The 13915-nt window shown below is 58.5% G+C and carries 9 protein-coding genes; 7 read left to right on the top strand and 2 right to left on the bottom strand.

Annotated features, from left to right (window positions below; all coding sequences use genetic code 11):
* The first annotated feature begins 295 nt into the window (after window positions 1-295).
* The 7 genes from CRI94_RS01235 to CRI94_RS01205 all read left to right on the top strand — a co-directional run bounded on the left by CRI94_RS01235 (window position 296) and on the right by CRI94_RS01205 (window position 11974).
* Window positions 296-1129 (top strand): cytidine deaminase, encoded by an 834-nt coding sequence (locus CRI94_RS01235; protein WP_098073841.1) that lies wholly within the window; start codon window positions 296-298, stop codon window positions 1127-1129.
* Window positions 1130-1192: 63 nt separating this feature from the next.
* Window positions 1193-2167, top strand: coding sequence for a calcium/sodium antiporter (locus CRI94_RS01230; protein ID WP_098073840.1), 975 nt, complete (start codon window positions 1193-1195; stop codon window positions 2165-2167).
* 174 nt (window positions 2168-2341) lie between these two features.
* Window positions 2342-4516: a hypothetical protein gene (locus CRI94_RS01225; protein ID WP_098073839.1), complete on the top strand. Its 2175-nt coding sequence runs from the start codon at window positions 2342-2344 to the stop codon at window positions 4514-4516.
* A gap of 319 nt (window positions 4517-4835) precedes the next feature.
* Window positions 4836-6197 carry an amidohydrolase gene (locus CRI94_RS01220; RefSeq protein ID WP_098073838.1) on the top strand — a complete coding sequence of 454 codons (1362 nt, stop codon included), beginning with the start codon at window positions 4836-4838 and terminating at the stop codon, window positions 6195-6197.
* Window positions 6198-6437: 240 nt separating this feature from the next.
* A complete protein-coding gene (locus CRI94_RS01215) occupies window positions 6438-8234 on the top strand; it encodes a lamin tail domain-containing protein (protein ID WP_098073837.1) in 1797 nt (598 codons plus the stop codon).
* Window positions 8235-8362: 128 nt separating this feature from the next.
* On the top strand, window positions 8363-8722 hold the full coding sequence (locus tag CRI94_RS01210) for a HesB/IscA family protein (RefSeq protein WP_098073836.1): 360 nt from the start codon (window positions 8363-8365) through the stop codon (window positions 8720-8722).
* 654 nt (window positions 8723-9376) lie between these two features.
* Entirely contained in the window at window positions 9377-11974 is a 2598-nt protein-coding gene (locus CRI94_RS01205; protein ID WP_098073835.1) for an ATP-dependent Clp protease ATP-binding subunit, read from the top strand.
* 374 nt (window positions 11975-12348) lie between these two features.
* Here the strand turns inward: CRI94_RS01205 and CRI94_RS01195 are convergent, their stop codons facing one another.
* Window positions 12349-13020: a Dph6-related ATP pyrophosphatase gene (locus CRI94_RS01195; RefSeq protein WP_098073833.1), complete on the bottom strand. Its 672-nt coding sequence runs from the start codon at window positions 13018-13020 to the stop codon at window positions 12349-12351.
* A 65-nt stretch (window positions 13021-13085) separates the two neighbouring features.
* Window positions 13086-13865, bottom strand: a complete 780-nt coding sequence (locus tag CRI94_RS01190) for a rhomboid family intramembrane serine protease (protein ID WP_098073832.1) — start codon at window positions 13863-13865, stop codon at window positions 13086-13088.
* Between the last annotated feature and the right edge of the window lie 50 nt (window positions 13866-13915).

Here is a 13915-nt window from a genome sequence, read left to right as displayed (position 1 = left end):
CAGTAAAACAACATAGCTTTTAGAGACCACGAACGCCAGCTTATTTCCTCTCGTTTTTCAGGATCCACGACAAGGGGATTCACCGGCGATTCCTGTCAGAGTTCTCATCGCCAACTGCCTGTTCGTGCCTTCACTTACACGCAGATGAACTTGAGGAAAACGTACCTTTCGCAACCAGCAGCTAAAACCATAGCCCTGGCGATTATACGACGCGCCAAGCCGATGTTAACTGGAACCTCTGCGAAGTCGACCGATTGACGATGTCCGTTTTCTCTCTCGTCGTCTATTAATCCCTGTGAGTACGTCCGCCATCGTTGCGACCCTCCGTGAGCAGGCTCGAGCCTTCGCCGGCCGATCTTATGCCCCTTTCTCTGAGGAACCGGTTGGCGCTGTCTTCCTGGCCGACGATGGCATCATGATCCCCGGTGTGCGGGTCGAAAGTGCATCGTTCTCCCTCTCCCTCCCCGCCCTGTTGAACGCGTTCACCACGGCCGTCTCTGCGGGCTATCTGCATCGTCTGGTCGGTGTTGCTGTGAACCGTCCTCTAACCGACGGCGATGCGCATTATCTGGATTCACTTCCTGGATTATCCCTCGAGCCTGTGGCAAACGATACGTGGCTACATGTCTCCGAGCGTCCCGAACCCACATCCGTGCTCGATCCGAGGATGTGGACCGACGGCGCCATCTCCGACCTCGATCATGGGCAGGGAATTCAACTCGCGCGAGATGCTGCACTTGCGGCCTACGTTCCATCGTCGGACTTCCGCGTCGGAGCAGTCATTGAAACCGAAGCCGGCAACCTGTTTCCCGGGGCCAATGTCGAACACCCAGACTGGTCGCGGATCCTCTGCGCGGAGCGAAATGCAGCGGGAACCGCGCGGACATACGGAGAGCCGAGCGCACGGCGCATCTTCCTCTCCTGTCTCGACGATGCTGAAGGCACGCCTTGCGGTGCGTGCAGGCAGGTGCTCGCGGAACTCACGCCCGACGCGGCGCTTTGGATGGATCGTCATTCGTCACAACCAGAGAAATCGGCGCCTGCCACGCTACTGCCCGGATTCTTCAGGGGCACAAAGCTGCTGCAGGGCGACGATCCCTCCTCAGTCGAGCAGGCGACATCGGACTAACGCCTGACCTGCCCCCACCATCGAAGCCTTCCCTCGCCCGGCGATCGCTGCGTCCCCCGCTTCATGATCCTCGACACCGTACTCTTCCTCCTCGGTCTCATCATTCTGTACTACGGAGCCGAGTGGCTCATTCGAGGTGCATCTGGTATTGCCCTCGATTACGGTATCCGACCTGTGGTTGTCGGCCTCACCATCGTCGCACTCGGCACCTCGATGCCCGAGTTCCTGGTCAATTTCATCGCGGCTTTGGGCGGCGAACACGACCTCGCGCTCGGCAACATCATTGGGTCGAACATCTCTAATATTGCGCTCATTCTGGGCGCCAGCGCGCTCGTCCTTCCCATCGCGGTCACTCCGCAAATTCTGCAGAAGGAGTACCCGATGATGCTCGGTGCAATGGTTGTGTTTTATGGCGTCGCTCTGGACGGCACAATCAGCCGACTGGATGGTGGCCTTCTCGTCACCTGCCTCATTGCCTTCATCGGCTACCTGCTCTACGATGCGCAGAATAATTCGGCGGCCAGCAGCATGATCGACGAGATCGACGTCGACGACGACTCGCTAGAAACGTCGAGTCCGCAGGATACGCTGCTGAAGAAAACTCTTTTTCTCGTCGGAGGAACGATTGGTCTGGCCGTCGGCGCTCACTTCATGGTCGACAGCGCGGTCGATATCGCCAACGTGATGGGCATCAGCCAGATTACCATCGGGCTTACGATCGTCGCGATCGGCACGAGCCTTCCCGAACTGGCGGCCTCGATGGTCGGAGCCATCAAGGACGAGGCCGATCTATCGGTTGGAAATATTCTCGGCTCGAACCTGCTCAACGTGCTGTTCGTCGTGGGAACAGTGTCGATCATGTCCCCGCTCAGCGTCGAGCCAACCACGCAGACGGTCCATTTTCCCGTGATGCTCGGCATCTGCGTGATGCTCCTCCCCATCGCATGGACCCGCTTCCAAATCACCCGCCTCGAGGGAGGCGTTCTCCTCGCGACGTTCCTCAGCTACATGACGTACATCGTTGTCTGGACGGTCTGATTCGCATTTCGGAAAAGACCATCGTTTTCCGAATTTCGCCACCCGTACAGCATCTATCGCTAATGTGTGGTGACCGCGTCAATCACGGCGTCTCGTGCTCGTCGACGACGCTGAACCTGCACTACTGTGTCCGGGTATGACCGGCGACACTGAACTCTCCCTACGCCGCCCTTCATGTCGTTCACCTTTGGATACTCGCCGTTCCTGCTCGCCGCCTGCATCCTCGCGGCCGGAGCGCTAACGGTCTGGAGTTACCGCCGTACGGTCCCCCCGCTGTCTGGCTGGCGGAAGGCGGTGCCTGCGACATTACGATTCGTCGCACTCACAACGATTCTATTTCTCCTGGCGCAACCGGTGCTGCGCCGCGTTGACGAAATCGAACGGAATCCTATCCTGGCTGTGCTCGTCGACAACTCGGAGAGCCTTCAGGTGACCACAAAGCGCGACGGGACAAGCGATAACGAGTCCCCATCTCTGGATGCGCGTTCTTCCATTCGGTCGGCATTGCAATCCGTAGAATCCCTCGACGGTGCCGTCCGCGTCTTTGCGTTCGACCGTGATGTGCGTCCCATCGGTACGTCCCCAAATGCGACCGACTCTCTCCGACTCGACGGAGCACGAACGAACCTTGCGGCCGCTATCGACGCCGCACGAACGGAATTGCAGGGGGAAAACCTGGCTTGCATCGCTCTGCTCTCGGACGGACAGTACAATGCCGGCCGGAACCCGCTCTACACAGCCGAGCGCAGCCCGGTCCCGATCCATACGGTGACCCTGGGCGATACGACCGGTGCACGGGACGTTCAAGTCCGGCGCGTTACGACGAATGACATTGCCTACGTTGGGACCGAGCTCCCCGTCCAGGCAGCCATCCGAGCGACACAGGCAGCCGGAGAACAGGTAACTGTCCGACTCTCTCGCGACGGCAATGTACTGGACAATACGACCGTCACCCTTCCGTCCGGCACATCCGAGCGAACCGTCCAGCTGTCATTCACACCCGAGAATGCGGGACTGCAGTCCCTGACGGTATCTGTCTCGTCCATCGAGGGCGAGGCAACGGAACGGAATAATGCTGCATCTAAGACAGTTCGCGTCCTCGAAAGCAAGCGTCGCGTTCTCCTTCTTGCCGGTGCACCATCTCCAGATGTCGGGGCATTGCGTCGAATTCTCTCCCGAGACACGGATACGGAACTGACGGCGCGCGTCGTACGACAGGACGGTCGGTATTACGATGGCCAGCTGCCTGAGGACCTGACCGAGTTCGACGTGCTTGCCCTCGTTGGCTATCCGAGCACAAGCGTTTCAGACGGTGATCTGCGTCGGGTCGCCGACGCGGTGTCGGATGGAACGCCCGTGGTCTTTTTTATGCAACCTACGGCGGATCTCGGGCGGTTATCTGCATTTTCTGACGCTCTTCCTGTGTCGCTCGACCGCGCACGCTCCTCCTCCATCGAAGCGCTGATTCGGCCGACCGAGCGCGGATCGCAGCATCCGATCATGGACGTAGAAAACGCGGGGACTGCGCCATGGGACCAGCTACCACCCTTGAGATACAACGAGAGTCGGTGGTCAACCTCCCCCGATGCCCGCATCCTGGCCACGATTCAGGTTCGGAGCATGGAGCTCGACGATCCGGCTCTCGTCATTCGCAGCCGGGTGGGCCAGCGCTCAGCTGCCCTCCTTGCGTCCGGCACCTGGCGCTGGACGAACCTGCCCGACGATCTCGCGCCCGCACGAACCGTGTGGCCTGGCGTCATCTCCAATCTGGTCCGGTGGGTGGCCGCCCGTCAAGATACGCGCCCTGTTCGCGTCCAACCGGTGCAGCAAGTGTTCGCCGGAAGTGAGCGCGTCGAGTTCACCGGTCAGGTGTACAACGAAAGCCAGGAGCCCATCAGCGATGCGAACATCTCGGTCGAGATCACGGCAGAGGATGGAACCGAATATCCGCTGACGATGGAGCCGGCAAACAACGGCCAGTATAATCTGGACGTGGGCGTGCTGCCGGAAGGCACGTATTCGTATTCCGCTACCGCCGTGCGGGGAAATACAACCGTTGGCTCAGACACCGGCGAGTTTTCGGTCGGCGAATTGACCGTCGAATACCGAGAAACGAGAGCGGATCCTGTCCTGATGCGTCAGATCGCCGAACGCAGCGGAGGCGTCGCGTTGCTCGGCCCAGAGGCAGACCGGTTGTCAGAGGTCGTGCAACAGACCGAAGGGTTCAAGGCCACGACATTCCAACAGGAGCAGGAAACTGAACTCTGGCGCACCCTGCTCTTCCTTGCACTCATCCTTGCCTGCCTGGCGGGTGAGTGGACTCTGAGAAAACGGTTCGGCCTCGTCTGAGCGCCTTACGTACGCGTCGACAGCACCGGATCGTGTCCACGTCAGCTGGCGGATACCACCAACGCGGGTCCCCCGGCAACATTCTTGCGCTAAGATAACGGGCGACGACGCTCACAGCGATATACGCCGCATCTTTCGATCATTCGGGAAACCCGACGGCGTGCGTGAATCTACCGGTCGTAGATACCGTACTAACACGTAGAATTTGAAACGCCGCTAGCATGATTCCGGGTCGAAGCAGGCTGCGGCGGCTCTGCCGTCGAATCGACTCGGCGGCGCAAGCAGAATCGACTGTCTCTCTCATTCACCGCGCTATCATATGTCTTCTCGCGTATCCCCCGTCGATGCTGCTCATCTTCCCGATAACGTTGCTGATGTCGTCGGAGATGATGTGACGCTTGCACGATTGCTGATTGCCATTCGGCGGCACCTGCATATGAATCCGGAGATTGGAATGCAGGAGCACAGCACCTCTCAATTTATCCGAACGACGCTCGAGGGATACGGACTCGATGTGACGGGTCCCGTCGCAGGAACGGGCCTGTTCGTGGATATCGAAGGCACGAAAGAACCGGTCAACGGAGAGCCTCACAAGATCGGCTACCGAGCGGACATTGACGCGCTACCGGCGGCGGACCAGAAGCACTGCCCGTATCGCTCCCAGAATCCGGGCGTAGCACACTTGTGTGGTCATGATGCACACACGGCGGTCGGAATCGGCGTCGCCCTCGTGCTCAACCAGATGCGCGATGAAATTCCGGGAACGGTGCGCGTCTTTTTCCAGCCAAATGAAGAAGGCCTCCCTAGCGGCGCCCCGCTGATGATCCGTTCGGGCGTGCTCGACGGACTCGAAGCGGTCTACGGTATCCACGTCGACCCAACGCTCGATGTCGGTCGATACGGCCTGCTAACGGGTCCGGTGACCGCTGCGTCGGATCGTTTCGACGTATATGTTCGTCAGGAAGGCACCGGACATTCCGCCCGTCCGCATGAAGGTGCAGACACGATCTGGATCGCAAATCAGATCATGAATCAGTTTTACCAGCTCGCCGGACGCGTGACGGATGCGCGGAACGCGGCCGTGCTCACGGTCTGCAAAATGCAGGGCTCCGATGCGCACAACGTCATTCCGGAAACAGCCCAGTTTGGTGGGACCCTCCGCTCCATCAATCAGGCCGACCGCGAGACCATTCGCCAGCACATGCGCCGTACCGCCGAAGAGTTCGGTAAGATGTACGATGCGAACGTCGAGCTCGCATTCGAAGATGGAGCGCCGCCTGTCGTCAACGACGGCCGAGCGGTAAGCAACATTGCTCGCAGCATCAAATCCATGTTCGGGGAGCAGGCGATCTACAACATTCCTCAATCCAGTATGGGCGGTGAGGACTTCGCCTACTACCTGCAGGAGCTGCCGGGGGCCTTTATTCGCGTCGGTACGTCATCGAGCCCAAAAACCAGCTTCCCGCTACACCATCATCAGTTTGACATTGACGAGCGACCTTTGGCACCGACGGCTCGCCTGATGTCCCGAGTGCTGGTCAACCACCTCGGCAATGAGAAACTGATGGAGGACGCGACGCCGTTTCAGCGCGACGGGTATGACTTGGACGGCGTACCGCTGCCGGAAACACAACCGCGTTCCGCTCAGCAGCCCGCATACTCGTCCAACGGCGCATCATAGCCGTCGCCAAACGGAGACAGCCGGTACTAATCGCCACATGGTGCGCAACCCGCACCTCTCCCCATTTCGTCCAGATGTATACAGCCGCCTCGAATCGTTTGAGGCGGCTTTTTCTATTCACACCACGGGTATAGTCACATCAAAGAGCACTAAAACTTATGCACTATTTGTGCCTGTCTATACTGCACTTTATATTTGATTAATTCCATATTACTACACACCACGGTACGGCATGAACAGATGATCCGCCTTGTCTACGTCGCAATCGCATTTGGTTGCATCACTACGGGACTCGCGGCTTCCTCCAGTGAACCGGGCAGTTCCCGCTTCCCGAGCGGCCCCCTTGTAATCAATGAAGTGCACGCTGCGCCGAACGACTCCGATGCCGAGTTCATCGAAATCCTGAACCGCTCGGATCGCACCCTTCCACTGAGCGAGCTTACGTATGCCGACGCCAATGAGGACTTCGATCCGGTTGTGCCGGCGTCCGGTCCCCCTCTCCCGTCCGACCTGCCGCCGGGACACTACCTCGTCCTCGTCCGCGACTCCACGGCCGCTGCACGAGCCTTTCCTGACCTGTGGACGCAGACCCCGTCCGACGCCATCGTGGTTGCGCCCCCGGGCTGGGAAGGCCTAAACAATGGCGGTGACGTCGTTAACATCCGGATCGGCGGAAATCTATCGGACCAGCTGACGTACGACGGCGACTGGTTTCCGCGCAACACGTCCCTCGAACGGATCGACCCAAATGGACCATCGGCCGCCTTCAACGTCCGACCGTCAACGAACGGAGCAAGCCCCGGTCGGCGAAATACACAGTACGCCCCTGACACCACCGCACCGAAAATCACGTTTGCCGAGGAGAGACCGGATGAAGCCGGCGGTGAGCCAAAGGTTCGACTTTACCTGGACGAAGGCGTTGCCTCACAGTCTGTGCATGCCGACAACTTCGAGGTGCGGGGCCGCCCGGTCCACGACGCGACGTTGCATGAGGATCTGCGCACGATTGATCTCGCGGTAAAAGCCCCCCTCCGTGATCAATCAGATAGCCCGCTCGTTTCCGCTTCGGGCCTAGCCGACCGAACGGGAAATGCGCGAGACAAGGATGAGATCATCGTCGCACTCCAACCGACTGAAGGTGACCTCCGATGGACGGAGATCATGTATGATCCGCGCGCGGACGGTCACGACGGTTGGCCAGATCAGTCGGAATACCTGGAGATGGTAAACCTTAGCACGTACCAACTCACGCTTCATGGTCTGCAAGTGACGGGTGCAACGGACGAGCACGGCGAAACGGATCAGCTAGCGGCAGTTTCGCAAACGAAGGCCATCAGTCCACAGTCGTACGCTTTGATCTACGCCTCCGGTGACCTTCGTGGATCGACACCTGAAGAGCGCCAATCATCCTTGAACGAAGCATTTCCGGACATGGCGAATAGCGGGGGCGTCTTGATCGAAGAAGACCGATCCAGCCTGCGCCTCACGAACTCCGGCCGCTCAATCGTCCTTCGATCAGAAGCCGGCGAACTGATCGACAGCCTGCTGTACGACCCGGACTGGCATGCCGACGACCTCGCGTCAACGGACGGCGTCTCGCTCGCGAAAATCAGCCTGACGGCCGAAAGTACATCTCTTGTCGCGTGGACGTCGAGTGCTCACCCGGACGGCGGGACACCCGGTCACAAAAACAGTGTTCACCTCCCACAGGAACAGAGCGCCGTTACAGCTTCGGTCACGGTGTCTCCCTCGCCGTTCAGCCGGTCCCGGGATGGAGCGACGCGCATCCAGTATCATCTTGAGCGACCGGCGGGCACGATCAGGGTGCGAATTTATGACGCGCACGGACGACTCGTCCGCACCCTCGTTCAGTCTAAGAGAACGGGATCAGAGGGTGAATTGCTCTGGGACGGCCGAACAGATGACGGACATGCGGTCCGCATGGGAATCTACGTTGTCTTATTCGAATCGGTGGATGTGGACGGTGCATCGCTTGAAACGGCTCGGGCTCCTGTGGTTGTTGCCCGTGAGCGCTGACATGGTAGCGAGACACGGTTTCTAAACGGAACAGTCGACGTACATATTTGGTATCGGTGGGCCAAGATCGGGCACGTTATGTCCGGTCTCACGCACACCCTCTGAAGCAAACGATTCGGCTTACCGTCATGGCGGAAGCAACAACGAAGTCTGCGGCGAATGCACCGATTGAAATGAGCTCGACTGCGGCGCAGGAGATCCGTAAGATTATGCGAACGAAGAAGATTCCCGATGGCTACGGCCTCCGTGTCGGCGTAAAAGGCGGTGGATGCTCAGGAATGAGTTACGTGCTCGGATTCGACAAACAGCGCGAGCATGACTCTGAGTTTGACATCGATGGTATCCCCGTCTTCATGGATAAGCGCCATGGGCTCTACCTCATGGGCACGACCATTGACTATCACGACGGTTTGAATGCCCGCGGCTTTACGTTCGACAATCCGAATGCGACCGAAACCTGCGGTTGTGGCGCCAGCTTCGCCTCCTGATCAGCGTTCTCGCATCTGGAAGGTACCGGTACGAACGAGCCGGTGCGCCCCGTTACAGGTGTGCACCGGCTCGCGTCATCTTTCTACGTTCCGAAGGCATAGACGTGCGCAGTCATCCGCCCCGACGGGCCACGTATTCACATTATTACACGTTATGCTGACCGACCTTGGGAAGGGACTTCATGTCACCGGCGCAACATTTTTGAACATAGACCTGGACATTGCCGGTAGATAAAATGCGTCGACACCGGCTACAACCCCTTTTTCGGTTGTTGACGCTGACGAAAGTCGCATACAGTACGCCGCACACACAGCCTGTCGAAGCACGACGAAACGTTGTTTTCACCCCCTTCTGGCACGAGGGGAGGCAGGAACAGTGCGCGGAAGGGTATGGTTAGTGCGATGACGCTGATCATCTCGCTTGTCGCGCTGATTCGAGCGCACGAGACGCCGCACCTAGCGGTCCTGCGCAGGGTCTCCCGGCGACGTCAAGCGACTCTTCCGACCAGGACACCGGGTCCGGAAGTTCAGTGATCAGGTATGTAGGATGGTGCACTTACGGCGCGTAAGTCGCTACCTGCAACGTTCAGATTTCCCCTCGTGCCCGCGCTTGCGCACCCTGCGAGCGCGCGAGTCCTTGGAAAACCATTCAGTATGGAAGGAAACTTCTCCAACCGTGTTCGAGAAGTCATCTCGTATAGCCGCGAGGAGGCAATTCGGCTCGGTCACGACTACATCGGAACAGAGCACCTGTTGCTCGGCATCATCCGCGAGGGCGAGGGAATCGCTGTAAAGATTCTACGCAACCTCGGGTGTGACCTGCTGAAGCTAAAAAAGGCCGTGGAGGATACGGTTCGTAGTACGGGCAATGCCCTGTCGGTGGGAAATATCCCGCTGACCAAGCAGGCCGAGAAGGTGCTTAAAATTACTTACCTGGAGGCCAAGCTCTACAAGAGCGACGTCATCGGCACCGAACATTTGCTGCTCAGTCTCCTGCGAGACAATGAGAATATTGCAGCGCAGATCCTACAGCAGGGATTTTCGGTGACGTACGACGCAGTTCGAAATGAGCTCGACTCGATCATAAGCGGAAAGGCGTCGTCGAGCACCAGCGGGGGCTCGGGCGGACGCCTGTCATCGGGATACGGAAAAGAAAGCAGTGGCATGGCAGAGAAGAGCAAAACTCCTGTACTCGACAACTTCGGCCGGGACCTTACGGAACTCGCTGAGGAAAGCGAACTCGACCCCATCATCGGTCGTGAGAAGGAAATCGAGCGCGTGGCTCAGGTTCTGAGTCGCCGCAAAAAGAACAATCCAGTCCTAATCGGTGAGCCGGGGGTGGGTAAGACGGCCATTGCCGAAGGTCTCGCGATGCGTATTGTAGAGCGCAAGGTTAGCCGCGTGCTTTATGATAAGCGGATCGTGACCCTCGACCTGGCGTCGCTCGTCGCTGGCACGAAGTACCGTGGGCAGTTCGAGGAGCGGATGAAGGCGGTCATGAAGGAGCTTGAGAAGAGCCCGGAAGTCGTCTTGTTCATCGATGAGATCCACACGATCGTCGGCGCAGGCGGAGCCTCCGGCAGCCTCGACGCCTCCAACATGTTCAAACCGGCACTTGCCCGGGGGGATCTCCAATGCATCGGCGCGACGACGCTCGATGAGTACCGTCAGAACATTGAGAAGGACGGTGCCCTCGACCGACGTTTCCAGAAGATTATCGTCGATCCCTCGACGCCAGAGGAGACGATTAACATTCTGGAGAACATCAAGAAGCACTACGAGGCGCACCACAACGTCCGGTACTCCACCGACGCGATCGAACTGGCTGTACAGCTTTCCGACCGGTACATCACGGATCGCTTCCTGCCAGATAAAGCGATCGACGTGATGGACGAGGCGGGTGCCCGCGTGCACTTGTCCAATATTAAGGTGCCTCAGTCCATCCTCGACCTCGAAGAAAAAATCGAGGACGTCAAGAAGGAGAAGAACCAGGTCGTCAAGAGCCAGAAGTTCGAAGAAGCGGCGCGTCTCCGTGACAAGGAGAAAACCCTTCAGGAAGAGCTCGAAGAAGAGAAAAAGGCCTGGGAAGAGAAAGCTGACACGGAGATTCACGACGTGACCACGCAGAACATTGCGGAGGTCGTAGCCATGATGACCGGTATTCCGGTCGACAAAATCTCCGAGCCGGAGAAGAAGAAGCTTCTCCAGATGGAGCAGACGCTCAAGGAGCGCGTCGTCGGTCAAGACGAGGCGATCCAGAAGCTGTCGAAGGCCATTCGACGGACCCGTGCAGGCCTTAAGGATCCGGAGAAACCGATTGGCTCGTTCATCTTCCTTGGCCCGACGGGCGTCGGTAAGACGGAGCTCGCCAAGGTCCTCACGGAATACCTGTTCGACTCCCAGGATTCGCTCATCCGTATCGACATGAGCGAGTACATGGAGAAGTTCAGTGTGAGCCGCCTGGTTGGTGCACCTCCTGGCTACGTTGGCTACGAAGAAGGAGGCCAACTCACGGAGAAGGTGCGTCGCAAGCCGTACTCCGTGATCCTCCTCGACGAGATCGAGAAGGCGCACCCGGATGTCTTCAACATCCTCCTCCAGGTGCTCGATGACGGTGTGCTCACCGACGGCCTCGGCCGCCGTGTGGACTTCCGGAATACGATCATTATCATGACGTCCAACATTGGGACGCAGGACATTAAGTCTCTTGGGAAAGGTATCGGCTTCTCCCAGAAAGAGACGGAGGACATGGACTACAACACGATGAAGTCCACGGTCCAGGATGCGCTCAAGAATGTCTTCAATCCGGAGTTCTTAAACCGGATCGACGATGTGATTGTCTTCCACCCACTCGACAAGGAGCACATCTTCGAGATCATCGACATTATGTCGGAGGATCTGTTCGATCGAGCCGAAGAGCTTGGACTCAACGTCCAGTTTGACGAGTCGGCGAAGGAGTTCCTCACGGACAAAGGGTTCGATCCGAAGTACGGTGCCCGCCCGCTCCGCCGCGCCCTCCAAAAGTACGTGGAGGACCCGCTCGCGGAAGCATTGCTCAACAAGAACCTCGGAGAAGGCGACACCGTCATTCTCACGCATGAAGATGCGGCCGAGGAGCTCGAGTTTGATATCGAGCATGGCGAGGCCCCATCGGGCGACGGAACAGCCGCCGACGAACCGGAAGATGCCGCTGAGGCTGACGATTCGGAAGAGAAATCATCCGAGACACCAGCCGCCGAAGGAGAAGAGTAAATCTTCTCGCTCTCACCGGCGTGCCTCCGGCACGACCAAAATCCGGAAGCGCCCTCTCGTCTCACGACGGGAGGGCGCTTTTTATTTTCCGCTGGTACGGCAACCTCGACGAAAAGGGCTGCAACACGACCAATCGTCTCTGCAAACGGCCGTGGATCAGAAAACGTTGATTCCTGCGTCTCCTCCCCTTTTTTCGATCAAATCGACCTCATATTTGAGGCCTGGCATCGAGACACGACCATTTCGGTTTCGTGTCACTGTTGAGCTACAGGAGATTGTTCGAATCAACAGTGCCGAAGATGCCATCTCGATCTCCAATCCGATAAGCGAGCGTACATTTACATTCGCCCTGGCCTGATGAGACAAGCAGTCCACTACAACGACGACAACTGAGCGTAACGCATCCGGCCGGTGCCACGCGTTTCCGTGACGCAAACAGGAATCGCCTCGGCAAACATCGGGGCATCGGTCGTGAACGTGTGAAACTCGCCGTTCTCACCACACGGATCGACGCCATCGGGCAGATCGCTCAGAAATTCTTCGTTGTAGGCGCGTCCCACATAACGTGCGTCGAGTTGCGTGGTGTCCACGCTCGAGACGACAGATTGGAATCCTCGATCCAGCATATCTTGCGCTAGCACATGCGTGTCGCGCCCCCAGATGGGAAACATCGGGGTCATTTGAAAACGACGAAAGAGGTTCGATCGATACCTGCGAATGTCCTCCAGGTGCAGATCTCCCGCTGCGACGGCCGCAACACCCTGCGCTCGAAGGGGGGCAAGCGCTCGCTCCAGGTGCTCTTCGTACGTTGCGTTTGATGGTTCGGGTGGAACGCACATGAGATGAAGCGGCAGACCTAACGCGTTTGCCTGCTGCTCGATCAGATCGGTTGGCGTGCCGTGTGTGGTCACGGTGTTCGCTCCTTCGATGACAGTGGTCAACAGACCGTCCACCTGCACCTTCGAATCATTGAGGAGCTCGTACAGCATCCACGCGGCGTCCTTCCCCCCACTCCACAGTACAATGACGCTTGATGCAGATGTCATCTCGTTGCGTTGATCTCGTCTGAATCGCCGAAATGAAGACGCGTCCGTTTCTGCTCGTTAGACAGCTACCAACGGCGTGGGAGGTCGCCCGCATGTTCTCTCGGTTCAGGTGGAGACGAACTCGAAGGGCTCCAGATCCCCGCGAGGCGAACGACCCCGGCAAGCAGGGCGCCGGTCAGAAAACCACCGATATGTGCACCATACGCGACGCCTCCCAACTGTTGCGTTTCCATAATCGCCCCATATCCGTTAAAAAACTGAAAGGCGACCCAGAGCCCAATCGCCACGATCGACGGCACCGACACGATGGCATAGATAAACAGCGCGTGCACGCGATTCTTGGGAAAGAACACCATGTACGCCCCGAGAACGCCTGCAATAGCGCCCGACGCCCCGAGATTGGGAATCACCCCGTCCGGCGCGGTCGCCACCTGGATGAGCGTAGCCGCGATCCCGCAGAAGACGTAAAACCCGAAGAACCGCCATCCCCCGAGACGATGCTCGACGTTGTCGCCGAAAATCCAGAGGTACAGCAAATTCCCGAAGAGGTGGGCGTATCCCCCGTGCATAAACATGGCTGTCAGAATCGTCAGGTATACAGGCGTCGGCCCGGGGGCCTGCGGCACGGGTACACTCCGCCCGCCTGCATCCACATACTGCGTCTGCACCAGGTCGATGCCCTGCGTGATCTCAACCGGGATCACGCTCCACCCGTACATCGCGATCTGGTTGGCGCCAGCGCCCTGCCATAGAAAAAAGGCGAGGAGATTCGCCATGACAAGGCCTACGGTTACGAATGCCGGACCCGCGAGGCGACGGTCATCGTCTCCGATCGGAATGAGCATAGACAGCGGGCGCGTCGGCTACGTTGAAGAGAAGATACGATCAGGTAGAG

The sequence above is a fragment of the Longibacter salinarum genome (assembly GCF_002554795.1).
In the GTDB taxonomy this organism is placed as follows: Bacteria; Bacteroidota; Rhodothermia; order Rhodothermales; family Salinibacteraceae; genus Longibacter; species Longibacter salinarum.
This window is presented reverse-complemented; position numbering and strand designations above follow the sequence as displayed.